This window comes from Bernardetia aquimarina, from assembly GCF_042180575.1.
In the GTDB taxonomy this organism is placed as follows: Bacteria; Bacteroidota; Bacteroidia; order Cytophagales; family Bernardetiaceae; genus Bernardetia.
Genome location: NZ_CP170094.1, coordinates 4,786,425 through 4,809,013 on the forward strand (window position 1 = coordinate 4,786,425; position 22,589 = coordinate 4,809,013).

Annotated in this window: 17 protein-coding genes; 3 read left to right on the forward strand and 14 right to left on the reverse strand. The window is 32.3% G+C overall.

Features of this window, described 5'->3' with window-relative positions:
- Nucleotides 1–114 precede the first annotated feature (114 nt).
- Nucleotides 115–2,619, forward strand: a complete 2,505-nt coding sequence (locus tag ACE193_RS20475) for a response regulator (RefSeq protein ID WP_375560069.1) — start codon at nucleotides 115–117, stop codon at nucleotides 2,617–2,619.
- Between the two features lie 58 nt (nucleotides 2,620–2,677).
- On the opposite strand, the gene ACE193_RS20480 is transcribed toward ACE193_RS20475, so the two are convergent.
- The 10 genes from ACE193_RS20480 to ACE193_RS20525 form a co-directional block, all read right to left on the reverse strand.
- Nucleotides 2,678–3,391 (reverse strand): Crp/Fnr family transcriptional regulator, encoded by a 714-nt coding sequence (locus ACE193_RS20480; RefSeq protein ID WP_375560070.1) that lies wholly within the window; start codon nucleotides 3,389–3,391, stop codon nucleotides 2,678–2,680.
- 74 nt (nucleotides 3,392–3,465) lie between these two features.
- Complete coding sequence (locus ACE193_RS20485; RefSeq protein ID WP_375560071.1) at nucleotides 3,466–4,137, reverse strand: sulfite exporter TauE/SafE family protein; 672 nt, start codon at nucleotides 4,135–4,137, stop codon at nucleotides 3,466–3,468.
- 74 nt (nucleotides 4,138–4,211) lie between these two features.
- Entirely contained in the window at nucleotides 4,212–5,462 is a 1,251-nt protein-coding gene (gene hemA, locus ACE193_RS20490) for a glutamyl-tRNA reductase (RefSeq protein WP_375560072.1), read from the reverse strand.
- A 75-nt stretch (nucleotides 5,463–5,537) separates the two neighbouring features.
- Nucleotides 5,538–6,029: a FixH family protein gene (locus tag ACE193_RS20495; RefSeq protein ID WP_375560073.1), complete on the reverse strand. Its 492-nt coding sequence runs from the start codon at nucleotides 6,027–6,029 to the stop codon at nucleotides 5,538–5,540.
- A gap of 13 nt (nucleotides 6,030–6,042) precedes the next feature.
- Nucleotides 6,043–7,500, reverse strand: a complete 1,458-nt coding sequence (ccoG, locus tag ACE193_RS20500; RefSeq protein ID WP_375560074.1) for a cytochrome c oxidase accessory protein CcoG — start codon at nucleotides 7,498–7,500, stop codon at nucleotides 6,043–6,045.
- A 69-nt stretch (nucleotides 7,501–7,569) separates the two neighbouring features.
- Nucleotides 7,570–8,469 (reverse strand): cbb3-type cytochrome c oxidase N-terminal domain-containing protein, encoded by a 900-nt coding sequence (locus tag ACE193_RS20505; protein WP_375560075.1) that lies wholly within the window; start codon nucleotides 8,467–8,469, stop codon nucleotides 7,570–7,572.
- Entirely contained in the window at nucleotides 8,450–8,674 is a 225-nt protein-coding gene (locus tag ACE193_RS20510) for a cbb3-type cytochrome c oxidase subunit 3 (protein WP_338790798.1), read from the reverse strand. The genes ACE193_RS20505 and ACE193_RS20510 overlap by 20 nt, the downstream gene beginning before the upstream one ends.
- Before the next feature lie 68 nt (nucleotides 8,675–8,742).
- The gene (gene ccoN / locus ACE193_RS20515; RefSeq protein WP_375560076.1) at nucleotides 8,743–10,938 is read right to left on the reverse strand and encodes a cytochrome-c oxidase, cbb3-type subunit I; all 2,196 of its coding nucleotides are present in this window, start codon (nucleotides 10,936–10,938) and stop codon (nucleotides 8,743–8,745) included.
- 118 nt (nucleotides 10,939–11,056) lie between these two features.
- A complete protein-coding gene (gene ccoS, locus ACE193_RS20520) occupies nucleotides 11,057–11,236 on the reverse strand; it encodes a cbb3-type cytochrome oxidase assembly protein CcoS (protein WP_375560077.1) in 180 nt (59 codons plus the stop codon).
- A 220-nt stretch (nucleotides 11,237–11,456) separates the two neighbouring features.
- Nucleotides 11,457–11,726, reverse strand: coding sequence for a hypothetical protein (locus tag ACE193_RS20525; RefSeq protein ID WP_375560078.1), 270 nt, complete (start codon nucleotides 11,724–11,726; stop codon nucleotides 11,457–11,459).
- 829 nt (nucleotides 11,727–12,555) lie between these two features.
- On the opposite strand from ACE193_RS20525, the gene ACE193_RS20530 reads away from it, so the two are divergent.
- Nucleotides 12,556–14,415 carry a T9SS type A sorting domain-containing protein gene (locus ACE193_RS20530; RefSeq protein WP_375560079.1) on the forward strand — a complete coding sequence of 620 codons (1,860 nt, stop codon included), beginning with the start codon at nucleotides 12,556–12,558 and terminating at the stop codon, nucleotides 14,413–14,415.
- Nucleotides 14,416–14,783: 368 nt separating this feature from the next.
- Here ACE193_RS20530 and ettA read toward each other — a convergent pair whose 3' ends face one another.
- The 3 genes from ettA to ACE193_RS20545 all read right to left on the reverse strand — a co-directional run bounded on the left by ettA (nucleotide 14,784) and on the right by ACE193_RS20545 (nucleotide 18,710).
- A complete protein-coding gene (gene ettA / locus ACE193_RS20535; RefSeq protein WP_375560080.1) occupies nucleotides 14,784–16,469 on the reverse strand; it encodes an energy-dependent translational throttle protein EttA in 1,686 nt (561 codons plus the stop codon).
- Between the two features lie 315 nt (nucleotides 16,470–16,784).
- Nucleotides 16,785–17,720 (reverse strand): alpha/beta hydrolase, encoded by a 936-nt coding sequence (locus ACE193_RS20540; RefSeq protein WP_375560081.1) that lies wholly within the window; start codon nucleotides 17,718–17,720, stop codon nucleotides 16,785–16,787.
- A gap of 162 nt (nucleotides 17,721–17,882) precedes the next feature.
- Nucleotides 17,883–18,710, reverse strand: a complete 828-nt coding sequence (locus ACE193_RS20545) for a prohibitin family protein (RefSeq protein WP_375560082.1) — start codon at nucleotides 18,708–18,710, stop codon at nucleotides 17,883–17,885.
- A 321-nt stretch (nucleotides 18,711–19,031) separates the two neighbouring features.
- Between ACE193_RS20545 and ACE193_RS20550 the strand changes: the two genes are divergently transcribed.
- Nucleotides 19,032–20,987, forward strand: a complete 1,956-nt coding sequence (locus ACE193_RS20550; RefSeq protein WP_375560083.1) for a SpoIIE family protein phosphatase — start codon at nucleotides 19,032–19,034, stop codon at nucleotides 20,985–20,987.
- On the opposite strand, the gene ACE193_RS20555 is transcribed toward ACE193_RS20550, so the two are convergent.
- Nucleotides 20,988–22,571 (reverse strand): NADH-quinone oxidoreductase subunit N, encoded by a 1,584-nt coding sequence (locus ACE193_RS20555; protein ID WP_375560084.1) that lies wholly within the window; start codon nucleotides 22,569–22,571, stop codon nucleotides 20,988–20,990. It abuts the gene before it with no gap.
- Between the last annotated feature and the right edge of the window lie 18 nt (nucleotides 22,572–22,589).

Consider the following 22,589-nt stretch of genomic DNA (forward strand, 5'->3'; position numbering starts at 1 on the left):
AATAGCTTGTTAGACTATGCAATAATTTCTTAAATTGAAGCAAAGTGCAAAGATAGTCATTCAAATAAATTTAAGATAGACTTAAAGGATAAAAAAAGTAAAAACAGATTTTATATGATAAATATTGAAGTTTTATCTCCTACCACTACTACAACATCTTCCAGTTTTTCTGTGCCTTCTCAAAATCAAGCAGAGGCTTTATTTTCTTTTCTCAAATCAGCAAATACTTGTATTTCTTTTGATGCCCTTTATGATTCTATTTTTGAGCATTTGAATAAAGTTTTTGAAATAAATTTTAGCATTGTGATTGCCTCTAATCAGATTATTTATTCAAATAAATATTCAGAAGCAACATTTTTTTTGAGTGAAGAAGAAGTAAATAGGCTAGAAAAAAAGAGTAAACTACAAAAGCTCGTTTTTACTCAAAATGAAATAAATAGTCATTTTTTGTACATTCCAATTCAGAAGTCTAATCAATTATTGAATATTTTTGTTTGCCTTTCTCAAAATAGTTATCAAACTCTAGATAATCAGACAATCAGTTTTTTGGATTGTTTTTATCAAATGATTTTGTCGGCTTTGGTACGATTAGACAAACAAGAAAATGATATAAAATTCAAAACTATCTTTGATTCTTTTCAAGATATTTATTTTCAAGCTACTCCAAATGGAATTATAACGACTATTAGTCCATCTATAAAAGCTATTTTGGAATATGAACCAAAAGAGCTTATCAATAAAGAAATTCATTCTTTTCTTCTATCAAAAGAAAAATTAGAAAATCTTCTTTTTATATTGAAAGAACGCAAAAAAATCAAAAATTATGAGGTAACTGTTGTATCAAAACTAGGAACATCAAAAACATTGCTTTGTAATTTTCAAGTGATAGAAGATAAGGCAACTAAAAATATAGTAGCAATAGAAGGTATTGCACGAGAAATAAACGAAAACAAAAAAATAAATCAAGAAGCACAAAAATCAAAACAGAATATAGAGCGAATTTTGGAGAGTAAAAAACAATTTTTAGCTGACATGGGACACGAAATTCGAACGCCCATGAATGGAATTATTGGAATGATTGATTTGCTGCGTACCACAAAACTAGATGAAGAACAAAATCATTTTTTAAATACGATTGAATCTTCTTCAAATGATTTATTAGTTATTCTGAATAATGTATTAGACTTATCTAAAATTGAAGCTAATAAAATGCTTTTAAAACCTGAAGCATTTGAGTTGAAACCTCTTTTAGAACAACTCTCATTACTCTTTACAAAGGAAATTAAGGCAAAGTCATTACAGTTTTCTATCAAGATTACAGATAAAACTCCTAGCAGAATTATTGCTGATAAAAGTCGTTTGTTACAAATTTTTAGTTATTTACTTTCGAATGCCATTAAATATAATGTTCAGCACGGAAAAATAGCTATTTCAGTAGATACAATAAAGGAAGAAGAAGGCAAACTGCTTTTGCAAGGCGAAGTAAAAGATACAGGAATTGGGATTTCAGAAGAAAATCAAGAGTTTTTATTTGATTCTTTTTCTAAGCTACAACATCATTATCAAAAAACAGTAAGTGGAACAGGACTGGGATTGACAATAGCCAAACAACTCGTAGAAATAATGGGAGGAACAATGCAGGTTTGGTCAAAAGAACAAGAAGGAAGTACATTTCATTTTTCTTTTGAGGCTCTGAAAAGTACAGAAACGGATTTGATAAATAATTCTGAAACTCAAAGTGAAAGCCAAAGCAATAAAATAACTTCTGAGACAAAATCAAAGTGGGAAAATTCATTTATAAATAATCCTCTAATTTTAGTTGTTGATGATAATACAACTAATCTAACGGTAGCTAAAAAAATACTAGAAAAATCTGGTTGTCAGATAATTACGGCAGTAAATGGAAAAGAAGCGATTCAAAAAATAAAAAATAATAATTTCGAACTCGTCTATATGGATATTCAGATGCCTGAAATGGACGGCGTAACAGCTACTCGTTTTATAAAAAGGCTCAAAATATCTGTACCTCCTATTATTGCTTTGACAGCTTTTACAGTTGCAGATGAAAAAGAACGCTTTATTAGTGCAGGAATGGATGATTATCTTCCTAAGCCTGTAAAAGCAGAAACTCTTATTCAAAAAACAAAACAATGGATAGATGTTAAGTTTCACAATTTGAATGATAAAAACTCAAAGGAGAATACAGAAAGCGAGGGGCAAGAATCTGCAAATCAAGCGAGTTTAGCCAGTCAATCTTCACCAGAGTCTTTAAAATATTTACCTATTGTAAATACACAAACAGCTCAACAGCTTCAAAAATGGGGAGGAAGAGAACTTGTCGATGAATCCTATGAGCTTTTCGAAACAGAAACAACAGGACTTTTGATTGAGGCAATTATGGCACATAATCAAAATGATAGACAGACTCTTAAACTTCATGTTCATACCATAAAAGGAAGTGCTGCTACTTTGGGAGTTGATAGAATGGCAACAATAGCCACTGAAATTGATGCGATGTTAAAAGATAATATTGACTCAGATGTAGCCGAACAAATGCAAGCCTTCGAACATTCTTTTGAAGAGTATAGATTGAATTATCGTATTATTTTGAATTTGTGATTTTGTTCAACGAATCTTAACTCTAGTAATACAAAAATATAGGGTACAGTACTAAACTTTATTCTCCTAAGTTTGCAGTTTTAATGAGTTTTTCTTTATCCAAGATAATAATTTCTTTTCCTTTTAATTCTATAATTTTATCTGTATTGAGTTCGGAAAGGTAACGAATAGCACTTTCAGTAGCAGTTCCTACAAGATTTGCAATTTCTTCTCTGCTCAATCGAACATCAATAACTTGAGGTTTTTCCTTATCTTGGTAGCGATTATGTAAAAGTAAAAGTACTTCTGCAAGGCGTTCTCTCACTGATTTTTGCATCCAATTTGTAAGACGTTGTTCCATATCTTGGGTGTCTTTTGCCATTAATTGCATCATTTTACGAGGAAAATTTTTATTATCATCAATGAGTTCTGAAAAAGTAGAACTTGGCACAAAACACACCACAGCATCATCCAATGCCTCAGCAGAAACATTATAAGGCATCTGACTTAGTACAGAATTGTAGCCCAAAACTTCACCATCAGAAGCTATTTTGACAATCTGTTCTTTTCCATCAATTCCTAATTTTGTTAGTTTTACTTTTCCTTCATAAATACAATGTACGCCAATAGCACGAGAACCTTCATAAAATAGATTTTGACCTCGTTTGTAAAAATTACAGCCTTTATTAGCTGACATATTAACTACTTCTGTTTCTGATAAATCACAAAATACAGAAGAAGCACGCTTAGGACAGGTTTCACATTTTGGGAATTCAACTTTTTTCTTTCTCATAGTGATATTACTTTCTCATTTATTGATTGGTTGTATTTTTTATAAAATTAAACAACAATCTAATCAAAATCAAGCTAATGACAATTAACTATACCACTTTGCCAAGAAACAACTCCCATTCCAATAAACCAAATACCCATAAGAATAAAAGCATAGGGATAAATGATTTTTAATTTTTGAAAAATGATGTTTTTTGTATTTATTTTTTGAGAGAAATATTTTGAAAAAAATAAGGAAGTAAGAAGTAAAGGAAGTGTTCCTAATCCAAAACCAGTCATAAAAATTCCACCTTCAAGACTTGTTCCTGCTGCAACTGCTCCCAAAAGTGCAAAATAAACCAAACCACAAGGCAAAAGACCATTTAAAAGTCCTGCAAAAAATAATTTGTAGGGTGTTTTATCAAATAAATAATCTCCCATCAAAGGTGTTATTTTTAAAGAAATCCATTTCAAAACAGAAATTTGATTGGTTATTTTATCCAAATTAAAGCTAAAGACACCAGACAAAATCAGCGTTCCACCCAACAAAAAAGCTGCATAACTTTGCCAGTTGGAAAAAAATAAAGCCTGTCCGACAAAACCAACTCCCATTCCTAAAATGGCATACATTAGAATTCTGCCTAACTGATAGAAAAAAAGTTTTTGAACAAAATTTTTGCCTTGCATAAACGCAAATGTGAGAGGAGCGCACATTCCCACACAATGCAAACTACCTGTAAGACCGAGAAGTAAAGCTGGAAAAAACATGATTGTTTATGTATGACAGACTTCCTAGTCTGTCGGAAAAAATATTTTTACACAGACTGGAAGTCTGTTATACTTTATGAAAATAATTGTTGAAGTGTATCTAAAAATGGTTTTGGATTATCCGAATTTGATGAATTATTGAGTTGTGTTTTGAGATTAACGACAGGAATACGCATTGCTTTTTGTTCAAAATCAGTCAGCATTTGTATCATCAAATCTTTATTTTTGTCATCTAATTCAGAACTGTATTTATTCGAAATGTTATTTTTTAATTCTTCCAATGCCATTTTGAAAGGTTGTAGAACAGAAATATATTCATTTTCAATTTTCCATTGTTCGAAATCTTGTATTCCTTTTTCTAAAATCTCATGAACTAACGGCAAAGATGCCATTCGTTCTTCTCTAACAGCTTTTGTTTGTTCTTTTAGGTCATCAATATTATAAATTTTGACAAAATTAGTGAGTTTGTTTTCAATACTTCTAGGCATCGATAAATCTATAAAACATTGATTAGGACGCATTTTTCGTGCGTCAATATTAGAAATATTGAAAAAATTGGGTTGAGAAACCGAACTAATTATAATATCAGCTTTTTGAACTTCTTGAAAAACATCTTCAAACTCTACAATTTCATAGGCATTTTCGGTGGCAAGCATCGCTGATTTCCCAATAGTTCTATTTGTAATCTTGACATTTTTGATGCCCATTTTTCTCAAATTACGAACCGTATCTGAGCCTATTTTTCCGACTCCAACTACTAATATTTCTAGTTCTTTATTTTGTTTTTGTGATAACTGACGAATCAAATCAGCCGTAGCAAAAGAAACTGATGCAGCTCCACTTCTAAAGACTGTTTGAGTAGTAATTTTCTTACTTGTCTGCAAAACAAAACTTATTAGTTTATGAAAATATTTTCCGATTGTTCCTAGTTCGTCAGCAAGTTGATAGGCTTGTTTTATTTGATGCGTAATTTGCCAATCACCTACAATTTGAGAATCTACACCTACACTAATCTGAAAAAAACGTTTGACTACTTCTTCTGAATTGCTATTTGATTTGAAACCCATTTCTATCAATTTTTCACTAGAAATAGATTTTAATTGAGCAAATTTTTCCTTTATGATAGATAGAGAATCTTCTGTTCCATAACAATAAATTTCGGTACGGTTACAAGTAGAAAGTACAAAAACTTCTTTTATAGATTCTGAACTTTGTAGAGCAAGTAAAAGCGTTTCGGTTTCTCGTTCGGATAAAGAAAAACGCTCTCTAATTGGTACATTTGCCTCTCTGTGAGTAATATAAAAAGTGTGAAATGAGTTTTTCATAATTGTTTTGTATTTTAAGTTGTTGGTGTCGCTATGATAAAACACCGACAACGGCAAAAGTCTGTTATACTTTTTTTAGTTCGAAGCTACCAAAGTCGTTTCTTGAAAGAATTTTTTATCATTTCCTATTTTGTCTTGTTGCGTCCATGATAATTTTACTTTCCAAAGTCCTTGTTCTATTTTTTGAGTAATGATTTGATTTTTTGTTTTTTCTAATTGAATAGGAACAGTAAAATCCAAATCTTTATCAGAAGGACGAAAAAAAGAAATTTCACCCATTATTTTAGAAGTTTCTGAATTATCAGAATTGGGAAATTTTATTTCTACATTTCCATTTTCTAATTGCTTTATGGTTGGTTTTTCTACGAGTGCAGCCACATTGGATTGCTCGTTTATTTGACTTTGAAAATCTACTCCTTTTGTATAATAATTTTCTGTTACCAACTCAATTTTCTGTTGCATTGACATAACAACAAGCGACAACATAAAAATTACAAAAGCAGAGTAGAACAGAAAAATACCTGTTCCCCAATTAAACTTTGACCAAAGTGATGTTAAAGTATTCATAGTTTTTTAGGTTTTAATTAGCAACAAAAGGCGATAAGAATTTAGTATTTACAGTTTCTATTTGTTCTCCATTAGAAAATATTTGTAAATGAATATCTGAACGCTTTGGAGGTAATTTATCTTTTGGAAAATCTATCAAGATTACTTCTTTGACAGTTTGTTCTGGAAGCAAAATGTATTTGTCTGTTCCAATCATCTGAATAGTTCCGTTTTTCTCTTCTAATTTTACATTAATATTTAGTGTATCACTTGTTTTATTGATTAAAAGAAGCGTAAACATATTTCGAATATCTCCTTTTTCAGTGGTTTGATACGTTGTTCCTTGCGCTCTCAAAACAATCGTTTCTACTTGTGTACGAACTGCCAAAAGTCCGACCATTGCAATCATTAGTAACATCAAAACAACCGAATAAGCTGTCATGCGAGTTGTAAACTTAAATTTTTGTTTTTTCTCAATTTCATTTCTTGAAGCATAACGAACAAGCCCAGTAGGCAAATCAAATTTAGTCATAATCGAATCACACGCATCAATACACGCCGTACAATTTATACATTCTAGCTGTGTTCCATTTCGGATGTCAATTCCTGTCGGACATACATCTACGCACAAATGACAATCTACACAATCTCCCCTTGGGTCTGCTGCTCGTTCTATTGGGTCACTTTCTCGTTTTCCTTTTCCTCTTGGTTCGCCACGCACATCATCATACGCCACAACAATCGAATCATTATCTAATAAAACACCTTGCAAACGACCATACGGACAAATTGTAGTGCAAACCTGTTCTCTCAAAAAAGCAAAAACACCATAAAACAAAAATGTAAAGACAATCAAAGCAATAAATAAAGACATGTGAGTAGTAGGTGTATCTTCAAACAAAACCCAAAGCCTATCTACACCAACGATATACGCCAAAAAAGTATGACTTATCAAAAATGAAATTCCTAAGAAAATCAGATGTTTGGCAGTCTTTTTTCCAATTTTTTCGGTGTCCCATTCTTGTTTGTTGAGTTTCTTTTGTGCTGCTGCATCTCCTTCAATGAAATATTCAATTTTACGAAAAACCATTTCCATAAAAATTGTTTGAGGACACACCCAACCACAAAAAACTCTACCAAAAACTACCGTAAAAATCACTACAAAAACCACAAACAATAACATTCCCAAAACAAACAAGTGAAAATCTTGGGGTGTAAAAAGTTGTCCCAAAATCACAAAACGCCTTGAAAGTACATCAAAAAGTAATAATGGATTTCCATTTATTTTGATAAAAGGCGCACCAAATAAAAATACTAACAAAAAAGCAGCTACAATTTTTCGATAAAAATGATACCTCCCACTTGGAGATTTTGGATAAATCCAAGCACGCTTACCAGAAGAATCTATGGTAGAAATACTATCCCTAAATTCGTCTTTATCATAATCGCTAACTTTATACCTCTTCTTTTTGGTTGGTTTTTCTGGTTTCATAGCTTTGGTATTTTATCTTTATTTAGACCCTAAGGGTTTTCAAAACCCTTAGGGTCTTTTTTTGCTGATTTACTCTTTTATCGGCTCATATTTTTCTCCTTGTGGGTCTTTTGCATTTGGAGGATTCGTTCCTTTCAAAGACAAAATAAAACTGGCTACTTCTTGCATTTCTTGAGGAGATAATTGGTCTTTCCAAGAAATCATACCTTTTGCAGGAACGCCATATTTTACAGTTTTGAAAATTGATTTTATATCGCCTCCGTGTAGCCAATATTCGTCTGTCAAGTTAGGACCTGAAAGTCCTTCTGCATTTTCACCATGACAGGTTTTACATTTCTTTACAAAAATGGTTTTTCCTTTTGTTACTCCTGCTACATTGGCTAGAGTTACGTTTTCTTCATTAATAGAATTTGCCATGTCTGCCAAATATTGCGCTTTTAATACATTTCCTTCTGCCATAGCTACTTGATATTCTTGTGTCGAATCGGGAGCAATTCCGTTGGCATAGACATACAAATAAATAATTCCTGCTATGATACATAGATAAAAACCATATTTCCACCAAGGTGGAAGGTCATTATCTAATTCTTCGATGCCATCGTAATCGTGGTGCATCAAAACGGCTCTTTCAGGTTTGGCAGCATTAAATTTCTTCCAAAACCATTCTGAAAAAGATTCTGTATCAGCTTCTACTTCTTCTCCTCTAGCAATTCTATCTTTTTTCAAAACAGAAATACTATGATTATAAATAGAAAGACTGGCAATAAGAACCAAAATCACTACAAAAAAAGTAAGTGCAACGAGTATCAAAACACCTAATTCTAAAGGAGTAAAATCGGTAGATAATTTTGTAGGTTCTGTAATAGATAAAGCAAAACTATTTTGAGAAATAAAAAGAGCAAGTACTAGCAAAAGAATTGCTTTTTTCTTTTCTCTTAGATTTAAAACATTATATAATTTCTGTTTCATTTTTAATTGTATTTTGAGTAAATGAATTAGAATAAGTATTTTCAGTAGCATCTTCTAAGGGCAATTTTTCCCAATGTGCTACATTTGATTTTTTGGCTGAATACACATTGACAATCATTATCACAAAGACAGAAAAGAAAATAATCACTCCTATCATTGGATAAATATCAATGCCTTCGATAGCTCTAGCTACGTCTTTGTACATAGTTTTTATGTTTTTTATTTAGACCCTAAGGGTTTCTGAAAACCCTTAGGGTCTAGTTAATATCTAGTTTATTTTTTAGGCAAATATTGAGGGTCGACCTTTTTCACATCTGTACCTAATCGTTGTAGATAGGCAATGAGGGCAATAATTTCTCGGTCTGCCTTTACTTCAATATTATCTTTAGCTAAATTTTCTTGAATGCCTTTTGCTTGTTTTGCCATATCTTCATGTACTTGTTTCTCAAATCCTTTTGGATAAGGAACTCCCAAACTTTGCATTGCTTCAATTTTTCGTTCTGTCAAAGAAGTATTTAATTGATTTTCGATAAGCCAATAATAAGGAGGCATAATCGAACCAGGAGAAGTAGATTGTGGGTCGTACATGTGATTGAAGTGCCACGAATCAGGCATTTTTCCACCTTCACGTTGCAAATCGGGACCTGTTCGTTTCGAACCCCATAAGAACGGACGGTCATAGACAAACTCTCCTGCTTTAGAATAATCTCCGTAGCGTTCGGTTTCATCTCTAAAAGGTCGTATCATTTGAGAGTGACAAACGGCACAGTTCTCACGGATATACAAATCACGTCCTTCTAATTCTAAAGGCGTATAAGGTTTGACGGCTGCAATAGTAGGAACATTTGAGCGAATCAAGAATGTAGGCACAAATTCGATAACTCCCCCAATAAGAATAGCGATTGTACTCCAAAATAAAAGTTGTAATGGACGTTTTTCAATCCAAGAGTGCCAGTGTCCACCTTTTTCTTTTTTCTGAACTTTGATAGCTGGTGCAGATGCTTTTTCTTCTGGTACAAATCTTCCTTGTTGGATAGTTTTGAAGATATTATAAACCATAATTAATGCACCAATGATATATAAAGTACCACCAAATGCACGCATATAATACATTGGCAAAATCTGTGTAACTGTTTCTAAAAATTCATATTTCAAGAAGCCAGCAGGAGTAAATTCTTTCCACATTAAACTTTGTGTCCAACCTGCCCAGTAAATCGGAATTACATAGAATAAAATTCCTAAAGTACCTATCCAAAAATGAACATTCGCCAATTTGGTAGAGAATAATTTTGTACTGAAAAGACGAGGCATAAGCCAGTAAAGCATTCCAAAAGTCAAGAATCCATTCCAACCTAATGCGCCTACATGTACGTGAGCGATTGTCCAGTCTGTATAATGACTAATTGCATTTACATTTTTGAAAGAAAGCATTGGACCTTCAAACGTAGCCATACCATAAGATGTCAAGGCAACAACCATGAACTTCAATACAGGATTTTCACGAACTTTATCCCAAGCACCACGCAAAGTAAGAAGTCCGTTGAGCATTCCACCCCAAGATGGAGCAATTAGCATCAATGAAAAAACAGTTCCTAGCCATTGCGCCCAATCTGGTAAAGCTGTATAAAGCAAGTGGTGAGGACCAGCCCAGATATAAATAAAAATCAATGCCCAATAGTGAATAATTGAAAGACGATACGAATAAACAGGACGATTAGCAGCCTTTGGAACAAAATAATACATCAGTCCCAAATAAGGAGTTGTCAAGAAAAATGCAACAGCATTATGACCATACCACCATTGAACAAGTGCATCCTGCACGCCTGCATACAATGAATAACTTTTCATAAAAGAAACAGGAAGAGCCATTGAGTTTACAATGTGTAAGACAGCAACAGTAACAAAAGTCGCAATATAAAACCAAATCGCTACGTACAAATGTTGTTCTCTGCGCTTGATGATTGTTCCCATCATATTAATACCAAAAATAACCCAAACTACTGCAATCGCAATATCTAAAGGCCATTCTAATTCTGCATATTCTTTAGTGGTTGTATATCCCATAAACAAAGTAATAGCAGCAAAAACGATGATAAGTTGCCACGCCCAAAAATGCACTTTACTAAGCACATCACTAAACATACGAGCCTTACACAGACGTTGAAGTGAATAATAAACACCCGTAAAAATTCCATTTCCTACAAAAGCAAAAATAACAGCGTTGGTATGAACAGAGCGAACACGCCCAAAGGTAAAATATTCAGTAAAATTAAACATTGGATGTGCCATTTGAAGTGCAGCCAGTAAGCCGACTAGCATTCCGACAAGTCCCCAAAAGGTCGTTGCATAAGCGAAATTTCTTACGATAGTATTATCATAAGAAAAATGCTCTAGTTGTAAGCCTTCCCATTTTCCTTTTTTTTGAGGAGGGCTTTCGGGTGTAATTGGATTGGAGGTTTGATTTTCCATAGATTATTTATATGAATTGATGTATAGAATTTTAGATTTTGTTCTTGATTGAATTTCTATTTTTATCTATCAGACAGGGTTAAAACCCTGTACAATTGATATATTTTTTTCAAAGATTCTATTTTTGAATTTCTTTTGAATCTGTCTCTTGGGCAATTTCATTGTCATCAAATAAAATTCGCATACTTGGTGTATAAGTATCGTCGTATTGATTGTCATTGACTGACCAAAAAAAGGCAGCCAAAAAACCAAGAGCGACAATTAAACTACATACAACTAGGACAATTAAAACCTGCATATTTTTTATTTTTTGAGAATAGAAACTGATAAATGCTTTCGTTCTGATTTTCTATACTACAAATTTAGGCTGCTTTACCTCCAATAAATAGGAGAGTGTTCAGTAGTAAATATGACTTTTGACAGGTTTTTGTATTTGATAAAAAGCATAAAAAAACACCTTCCTTGTTTCCTTAAAAGGTGTTTGTAAAATAGTAAGTGAGTGTGCGTGGAAGTAGATTTTATTTTCCTCTGAACATTGTACGGCTATTGCTATAAATTGTGAAAGCAGCCATAACCAACAATACACCTATAAAAACAGTTATTGCTCCAAGTGAAAGAAGTCCGATTTCTTGTAAGGTAATAGTTGCCTTACCACTTGCAGATTGAGCAAAAGTGGAGTTAGAAAATAGCATTGTTAGCATAAAGAAAAAGACACCAACAATTTTGCTTATTTTTTTAGTTACTTGGCTAGAAGATTTTGCGAATAAAGAAACGATTGTATTTTTCATCTTGTATATAATTTTGAGTGTAATTTTGAATTGAATAATTGAAACTCATAAGAGTAGACAGGGCATGTTCATAAAAACTTTGTCAGTAGTTTTTGGTAATCCAAAATAACTCTGACAATAGTTTAGGTACAGACGAGCTTATTTTTCCAACTATTGACAGTCTTCTGAAAGGACTGTCAAAGTTAAAAAAATGCTATAACTTATTTGATTAAACATATTCACAAGCTCAATTATTTTTTATGAACATGCCCTGTAAGAGTAGATTAATTTTGAAAACTCTTTTTTGATTTTCTATACTACAAATTTACGGCACTCAAACGCCTAAAAACAGAATGCTTTTCAGTAGGAAAGATGATTTTTGGCAGGTTTTGAATCAGACAAAATACAGAAAAACATGGTTTATAAGCTCTATTTTATGGGAAATAGCCATTTTTTTGTATCTTTTACATTAAAAAATCATGTTGTAGAAAGCTCTTCTAAGTTCGATTTGATTTGGTAATTTCAATGTCATAAATTTGCTCTAGCTACAAAGAAGGCAAAGTTTGATTCAAACTGTAGAAGTGTTTTTGACCCTGTAGTCTAGTTTAGATCGATAATAATTAGTTTGTCTAATTTACAAATTAGATGTAGATATGCACTACAAAGTTATGTAAGTGTAGCCCTTACTTGTTTTTTCTACTCACTTAGAACCTTCAAATATATCTTATTTTTATATTTTTACTTTTAATCCTAAAGTACTAAAGTATAATCAATTCATAGTTTATATTACAATTAAACTTAATTTTCATCGTTTAATAAAAAAGTGTTTATTATCAACTACCTGTGATACATGAAAGAAAAAAGTTACTTCCGTTTTATTACTTTAGGGTGCTTTGTATTATTTTTATTGACTGCAAGTTTTGAGGTTTTTGGGCAGTGTGGTGGAGATTGTACAACCTCTGTTACTGGTTCTGTAACTTGGCCTCCTACTCCAACAGCAGGTGTGGTGTGTGTAGATGATGCACTAACAATAACACTGACTGCTGACGTTACGATTGATGGATTCAGGATATGTCAAGGAACAGGAGGATCTCCACATAATGTAACAATAAATGGCGATTTTTCTCTAACAATAAATGGTGATTTAGAAGTCAATAACAATAGCACATTAACAATCAATGATGCTTCTCTTGTTGTGAATGGAGATTTGGACATTAGTAATAACGGAGGTAACATCGATATAAATGGCGATGGAGACCTTCTTGTAGAGGGTTGCTTTTCAGGTAGTGGTGGTGCTGGTCAAGTTACAGGTGACTTAACATGGTGTGTTGTTTGTCCTGGAGATCCAAGTGATGCAGGGGCAGGTAGTCCTACAGATTGTGAAACATTGAGAAATCCAATTCTATGTAATGGTTATCGTATTCCTGGTGAACCAGCCTGTACTACTTGTACTTCTACTATTAACTCATCTACTGGTGGGCTTAATATCAATGCAGGAGATGTAGTCTGTGTGCAAGGAGGAACTGTCGGTAGTCCAGTATCACTCACTAACATCAATCTTAATGGAGGAGAACTTCAAATTTGTAGTGGTTTTGTACAAGGAAATTTAAACTTTGGTTCAGGAACATTAAATGTACTTACAGGAAGTAGTTTTGATATTACGAACAGCTTTGATATGAATGGGAATGCTGAGATAAACGTTTATGGTACTTTAGATATGTCAGGAAGTTATAATATGCAAAATGGAAATAATACCATAAATACTTCTACAGGTTCTGTATTATCTATTAATTCACTATCAATGAATGGTACAGCTGCTAACCCAGGGCATACACTAAATGTACTAGGTCAGGTTGATATTACAACTCTGACTGTTAATTCAGGTAATAATTCTGTTAGTGTGGAAAGTAATGGAAATCTTAATGTAGGCATTTTGGCAGCTAATAATGAAGATAATAGCTTTTGTACTAATACCTGTGGTGGTTTTACTATAAATAATTCTGCACAAATTAATAATCCTATATCTGACGATAGTGAATTATTATTCTGTTATCAAGGTGGAAGTTTTATCTCAGGAAGTAGTGGACAGCCACTTGGTGGTGGGGATGGTTCTTATGCTGGTTCAGCTACCGAAGGATGTCCTGCAAACTGCAATAATTTACTCCCAGTTTTTCTTACATTCTTTAATATAGAATCAAAAGAGAGTGATGTTGTACTTCGATGGGAAACAAGCTCTGAATATAATAACTCTCACTTCTTCATAGAACGCTCTTCCAAAGGAGATGATTTTCAGATTATTGGAAGTGTAGCAGGGCAAGGAACAACTAACAAAGCACAAAACTACGAATGGACAGATCCAGCTCCCTTAGATGGAGGCACTTATTATCGACTGAGGCAAGTGGATTCTGATGGTAATTACAGTATCTCAATGGTAAGATACAAAAAACACTATTACAGTCAAGAAGAAGTAGAATTATACGTCTATCCAAACCCAGTACAAGATCATTTGACAATCGTACTTAACACAAAACTTCAGCAAGTTAAATTTGAGTTGGTTGACTTGTTTGGAAATGTCATTACCACTAAAAATGTAACTGAATTTTCGGGAGGTAGTGTTGTTTGGGATGGGTTAGGAGATTTAAAAGGGTTTTATGTACTACGAGTGTATCATCAAGAGTTTGTACAGCAGCGCAAGATACTATTCCGTTAGATTTTTGACTATGAAGCTATTTGTATTTTTTGCTTTTATTTAGTGTTTTATGTGAAGGCATTTCATACTCATTGTATAGTTTTGTTTCTGTTTATATAGCAAATCTTCTGTCACTCCAATAGTAGAAAGCTAATATTTTTCAAGCTCTAATAAGAATGCTTTTCAGTAGAAAAGGTAATTTTGAAGAGGTTTTATGGTAATGTTGTTTCGCCCAACAACATTACCATAAAACCTAGAAAACAAAACTGATGAGCAGCGTTTCGAATTTATCATCAATTTTTTAGAAAATTATTTCTAAATAAAAAAAACTGTTTCAAATATAAAAATTTGAAACAGTTTTTAGAAAAAGTAATTCACTAATAATCACCTTAAACTAACTTTTTGTACTTCAGACGTTTAGGGATTTCATCTCCTAATCTTTTCTGACGGTCTTCCATATATTCGCTAAAGTTTCCTTCATAAAAACGAACTTGTGAATCTCCTTCAAATGCTAAAATATGTGTTGCTACTCTATCCAAAAACCATCTATCGTGAGAAATAACAACAGCACAACCTGCAAAATTATCCAAACCTTCCTCTAAAGCACGCAGAGTTTTTACGTCCAAATCATTGGTAGGTTCATCTAGTAGAAGTAAGTTTGCTCCTTCTTTCAATGTCAAGGCTAAATGCACTCGGTTACGCTCTCCACCCGAAAGCTCTTTTAGTTTTTTCTGTTGGTCTGAACCTCCAAAATTAAAACGACTTACATAAGCACGAGAATTTGTTTCTTTTCCTCCGAGCATCATCAGTTCACTTCCTCCTGTGATAGTTTCGAAGATAGATTTTTCATTGTCTATGTGTATGTGTTCTTGGTCTGCATAACCTACTTGTACGGTTTCGCCTACTTTAAATGTTCCACCATCAGGATTTTCAGTTCCCATAATCATTTTGAAAAGAGTTGTTTTTCCTGCTCCATTTGGTCCTATTACTCCAACTATGCCACCTTTAGGCAATGAGAAGTTAAGATTTTCGAATAATAATTTATCTCCAAATGCCTTTGAAACTTCATTTGCTTCAATAACCACATCTCCCAAACGCTCACTTGCAGGAATAAAAATTTCTAGTTTTTCTTCTTTTTGAGATTGGTCTTCACTCATCATCTTGTCATACGAAGACATACGAGCTTTCGATTTTGCTTGTTTGCCTTTTGAGTTCATTCTTGACCATTCCAACTCTTTTTGTAATGCCTTTTGATAACGAGAAGCAGTTTTTTCGTTTTCAGACATTTTTTTCTGCTTTTGGTCTAACCAATCTGAATAATTTGCTTTCCACGGAATACCTTTTCCATTATCCAATTCCAAAATCCATTCAGTTACATTATCCAAGAAATAACGGTCGTGAGTAACAATAATTACTGTTCCTTTATATTCTCTCAAATGATGCTCTAACCAGTGTACCGACTCTGCGTCCAAGTGGTTGGTAGGCTCATCCAAAAGCAAAACATCAGGTTCTTTCAAGAGCAAACGACAAAGGGCAACACGTCTTTTTTCTCCACCCGAAAGATTACCAATAATGGCATCTTCTGGAGGTGTGCGAAGTGCGTCCATTGCTTTTTCTAATTTTGTATCCAAACTCCAAGCATCCAAAGCATCTAATTTTTCTTGAACTTTTGCTTGTTTTTCGATGAGTTTGTCCATTTTATCTGGGTCGTCCAAAATTTCTGGGTCACCAAATTTTAGATTGATTTCTTCAAATTCTTTGAGTAAATCAACCGTTTCTTGTGCGCCTTCTTGTACAATATCTTTTACTGTTTTGGTTGGGTCAAGTTTTGGTTCTTGCTCTAAATAACCCACAGAATAACCAGGAGAAAAAACAACTTCTCCTTGATATTCTGTTTCCAAACCTGCAATAATTTTGAGAATGGTAGATTTACCTGCACCATTCAGACCAATGACACCGATTTTAGCACCATAAAAAAATGAAAGATAAATATCTTTTAATACTTGTTTTTGAGGAGGATATGTTTTGCTCACACCTGCCATCGAAAATATAACTTTATTATCAACTGTACTCATAAAATGGTTTATATATTTTTATAAAACTGTAATTTCTGACTTTAACACTAAATTAGTCAAAAATGTGTGATTTGAAAGAATAAAATTTATGTAAACCTATTTTGTAACTGATTTTTAGTTAAGGGTTGGTAGAATTAATAGAATTTGAAAATACAGATAAACTCAAAATACTATTTTTTTATTTTGTAACATTTCGAAAATGCACTTCATATACTCAATTAATTTTGTTTCTTAACTGTACTGACAGTATTGAAAAAATTGAAAACTAATTTCGCTTTAGTGATAAAGAGTTGAAGTATTTTCTAGTTATTAATTTTATTGTTTTTCAATCTCCTTTAACCATTCAAACATTCCTTCAAAAGCCTTTTCCCTAACTATTTTTGGAGATAAAAATATATCGTGCATAGCATTTTCTATTTCCAGAGAAGTAACTTTTAAGCCTAATTTTGTTCCTCGTTTTTTTATATCTTTTACATCTAAAACAATATCATTCCTCATAGCCTCTTCCGAAAATCTAAAAAGTTTGGTAGAAGACGAAGAGTGCATAACCAAAATAGGAATTTGAAGATTAGAATAATTGCGTAATTTCTCATGTCCATCATACACAGCCAAAACCCATTTAAAATAGGTAGGAAAACCTTCTGTGTATTTCCATTTTAAATTAAAATCCCACTCTCCTTTAAAGTCTTTATGGATACTCTGAACATAGACAGGCGAAAGTGTGTTTTTGATATACGCAAAATCAGAAAAAAGCGTAAAGACATTACAAGCAGCCAAAGTAATATGCTTTCTAAACTCACTATCATAGAAATCTAAAAAAGGAGAATTCAAGATAAGACCACTTATTTTGCTTTTTTGTTCTCCAAAATTGGCATAATTAGAAGCTGTAAGTCCACCTGTTGAGTGTCCTAAGAGATAAATATCAGATTGATTTTTTTCATAAATCTGATTAATAGCCATTGTTATTTCCTCAAAATATTCAGTAATGGATTTGCAATAATTTTCTTTTTGATGAGGAAGCCACGAACGCCCATATTTTCGAAGGTCAAGTGCATAAAAATCAAAATCATTTTCGATGAATTTTTTAGCTACATGAGGATGAAAAAAATAATCAATATAGCCGTGGATATAAATTATACTTTTTCGATTTCCTGTATTTGCATTGCACGAAATAAGTGTCGCAATTACTTTTCCTTCGTAATCGTCTTTTAGATGTAGAGTTTGGCTGGTAAAATCTTTTTCTAAATTCATTTCTATTAGATGTTTTTGATAATTTGTAGGGAAAAGGCAGGCCTTTTCCAAAAATGGTTATTCATTTATCTCATACAATTTCCTAACTAAACAGGCAAAGATGTGTCTTCTCCCTACAAAATACCCCAATGTGGTGTGATTAACCTATCAAAAAAGACTTATTTATTTTCGATTAGACTTCAAAATATCTGCTACATCGACAAATGTTTCTCCACCACCCGAAATAACAGGCAGTTTTCCATCCCATTTTTCGATAGCCTTCAATCTTAAAAGCTCATCATCTAAAGATAATTGAAGTAATTTTTGTGCGTCAGATTGTGCTTGCGCTCTTACTCTTTCTTGTTCACCTTCTGTTTTGATACGATCTAAATCGTTTAAAGCAGTTAAGGCTTTTTGTTCTGCAATTTGTTTTAACTCAATAGCTGAATTAAACTCTGGCGAAAAATTAAAATCTATGATAGAAAAATCAGTAACAATGATATTATTTTGAGCCAATCGTTTTTTGATATACTCATAAACATCTTCTTTTACGGCAGGTCTTTTTGTAATCAATTCTTCAGCCGTATAACGAGCAGCAGCCGATTTAATAGATTCTTGAACGACAGGTTCGATAATAGTTCGTTTGTAATCTAGTCCCAAATCTCTATAAATAACATTTGCTTTTTCCTTAGATAAAAAGAAATTGAGAGCCACTTTCGAAGTAACAGGTTGCAAATCTTTCGAAGAGGCAGAAGCAGAGGCTTCCATTTTCTGAACACGAACATCAAGTTGAATGACCGTAGAAACAAAAGGATTAACAGCGTGCATGCCTTCTGGAAGCAAAATGTCTTGAACTGCTCCAAAATTAGCCACAACGCCCACTTGTCCAGATTCGACAACGACAAAGGTTCTGAACAAAAATACTAGAGCTATTATAATAACTGCAAAAGTTCCGATTCCAAAAAATACTGTTTTTGGAGATATTGAAGGTTTATTTCTTGAATTAGCCATAAATAGTTGATTTTTTATTGATTAATGAGAGGTAATTTTAATTGATTGTTTAGGCAATATAACGGAAAATAAGTGATTTGGGTTAAATACAAGTAATTTTTGTTTTATTTCAACTTATTTGCTCTTTACATAATTTATCTAGCTAAACTAACGTTTTAAATAGGTCAATGAATAAATTATTGATTACTTAATTTTGAAATTTGCGCTAATCTATTTTAATGCGTATTTTTAAGTTAAAATCCTATCACTACAAACTAAGCTAATACTCCCCTTTTGAAGTTTCTTTTTACCATAAAATCCAAATTGTTACTCTCCTTTTTGGTGTTTCTTTTCGCAACTACCACACTTGCAGCAATGCTTTTTTGGTATGATGCACAGATGCACCGAATAGAAAAACTGACGGCAACACTTTCTCAAATTGATTTGGATATTCGCCAAACCGATAAGTTAGAACGTGATTTTTTTAGCTCAGAAGCCCTCAATTTAGATTTTTATGAAACAGGAGATAGTTATTATGTCTTACAACATAGAGATTTGACTTCAAAACTACGTAAAGACCTTTTAGACCTACGAACACATCCACTTATTCCTTCTACAAATTTGCGTCATCGTATCGATACACTTCGTCGTTCGGTTATCAAATATGAAGTTACATTTGATGATTTGGTTACCAAAATTTATCAAAGAGGATTTAAAAATCAAGGCTATGAAGGTAAAATGAGTGAACATTTGGATTCACTTCTCAAAACACCTTTAGACAAACTTTTACTCTATAAAATTCGACAAGCCGAGCAGCGTTTTCTTTTATACAAAGAAGAATCTCAAATCGAACAAGTAAATGCACTTTTGATAGAGCTTCAAAGTCATATTGAGAGTTTTACCCAAAAAAAATATCAAAATATAGCTATCAGAACCGAAAAACGCACAGAGTGGAAAGAACTCGCCAATAAATATGAAACCTTATGGCGAAGATTAGCAGGAACTGAACGTAAAATTGGTTATAGAAGTAAATTAGGCTTAAAAGGAAAACTCAATCAATTATCCAATCAAATAGAAATAGCGATTGAAGAGATAAATAGAGAAGTACATAAAGAAAGTGAAAATTTTAGAACACAAAGTCGCCAAAGGCTCATTTGGGTAGTAACAGCAAGTATTCTTTTAAATCTAATTTTGGGATTATGGATGATACGAAAACTAGGAACACCTATAAAACGAATCTCAGAAACAATTCATAATGTAATTGAAAGTGATTTTTCGGTAGAATGGAAACCAATTCCGATACAACACAAAGACGAAATAGGAAGACTTTCAAAAGATGTAAACTTACTTGTTAGTCGGATTTTGGAACGAACAGCAGAAGTATTTCAACAAAATGAAGAATTACAAGCTCAAAAAGCTGAATTAGAACAACAAACCGAAGAAATACTCGCTCAACGTGATTTGGTAGAATCTCAAAATCAATCTATTTATGCACAAAATGAATACTTAGAAGAGCAACAAGAAAAAATTCAACTTCAACATAAAAATATTACGGCAAGTATTAATTATGCAAAACGCATTCAGAAGGCAATGCTTCCTAGTCAAAACCTTTTAGAAGAAATTTTACCAAAATCATTTGTTTATTTCAATCCTAGAGATATTGTAAGTGGTGATTTTTATTTCTTTGCAGAAAAAGATGATAAAATTGTAATTGCTGCTGTTGATTGTACTGGACACGGTGTTCCAGGGGCATTTATGTCTGTCATTGGAAATGATTTGCTCACTCAAATTGTTGTTTGGAGAGGAATTACAGAGAGTAATTTGATTTTGAATGAACTTCATAATGGAATTGTACAAACACTCAAACAAGAAGAAACAGAAAACCGTGATGGAATGGATATTTCCTTGTGTGTATTGAACACAACAACAAACGAAATAGAATATTCAGGTGCAAAAAACTCATTACTTTTTATTACTCCAGATGGAAAAGTAAATCAAATTAAAGGTGACCGTCATCATGTGGGAGGTGTTGCAAGACAAATAGAAAGAGATTTTACAGCACATACAATAAAACCTCAAAAAGGAACTCGTTTTTATTTACTTACAGATGGTTATTTAGACCAATTTGGAGGAAAACACAGTAAAAAATACTCTTCAAAACGTTTTCAGTTATTTATAGAGAAACTAAAAGTCTTTCATATTTTTGAACTTCAACACGAAGTAGAACGCAATTTTATTGAATGGAAAGGAAGTGAAAAACAAATAGATGATGTACTTGTGATTGGTTTTGAAGTGTAATTATAAAAAACGAATTGCATAAATAGCCAAAACTACATTTATTATAATTAATAAAATAGAATAAAAAAGTGTCAGATTAGAAAATTTATAACTTGTATTTTCTTTTACTTCAGACACTGCCATTTTTGGTGTCTCCACGAATGACTTCAAAAACAAATAATAAGGAATTTTGAGATAATAAAAGAAGCCGATTAGAGTAGCTATTCCAATTCCGATAAGAGAAAAAAGGTAGATAGAATTTTCTGAATGTATTAAACTTTGAGTTTGATAATTTTGAAAAACCACAAAAAGCACAATCATTTTTACCAAAAAACCACCCAAAGGAGGAAAACCAGCCAAAGAAAGAGAAGCAATAGAAATGACTATTTTTGGTAGAAAAGGAAGATTTTTTAAGTTTCTAATTGATAAATCAATATTATTACCTTCTAATTCTGCACAAAACTTCCATACAATCACATTTGATAAAACATAAAAAATCCAAAAAATAAGAATTCCATTCGTAGAAATAACAGGATATTTGAAATTATAAACTAAAAGAAGAATCAAAAATCCCATTTGAGAAACTCCTGAATAAGCAAAAAATCGTTTGAAATTTGTTTGTTGAATAGCCAAAAAGCCTCCAAAAATAGCTGACAAAACTCCCAAAACAGATAGACTAGAAAAAATAATTTCTTGAAGATTTGAAGGAATACTTATTAAATAATTCAGAATAAAAAATAAAACTCCACTTACAGCAATTTTTGGAATAGTAGCCAAGAAAAAAATAGTTCCAGAAGAAGCATTCTTATAGATTTCACTTATCCAAAAATGAAGAGGAACGGCAGCCAGCTTGAATAAAAAACCAATTCCTATTAAAAGAAAACCAATCAGAAAAGTAATTTGATTTGATTCTGTTGAAGAAACATGAAGAAAAATATCAGAAATATTAAAACTAGCATGAAAAATAATAGGAATAGAAAAAGAGCCATTCAAACTATACCACCAAGAAAAACCGTAAAGTAAAGAAGCAGAACTAACAGCACCAAAAACAAGATAATTGAAGGAAGAAGCAATCAGTTTTCCTTTTTTAAAATTAGATTTATCATTAATTAAATTCTTATCATAAAAAGCAACCAACAAATAACCACAAATAGAAAGCATTTCTAAACTCACATAAATTCCAAAAAAATTAGCTGAAATAAGTAAAAATTGTGTACTCAAAACTCCTCCCAAAAGAATAACAAACCATTCTGAAATAGTATTTTGATTTGATTTGTTATAAGAATATTGAATCCAAATACTAAAAAGTGCTGAAACTGAAGTCAGGATTTTGAGATAATGAGTGAATCTATTTTGATACAATAAATCGTTCCAAAAAAAAGTAGTTGTATTGGTCAGTTGTTTTATTTCATCTAAGGAAAAAATAAGCAAACCAATATTTCCTAAAAGAACCAAAATACAAATAAAAGGAACAAAAAAAGAAGATGTTTTTTTAGGTAAAAGAAGACCACAAAAAGCAGCCAACCAAGCCACTACTAAAAGTAATTCTGATTTGAGGAAATTTATGTCTTGCCAAGAAAAAAAATAGAAAGTTTGTTCGTTCATTTGGCAAAGGTAGAACAA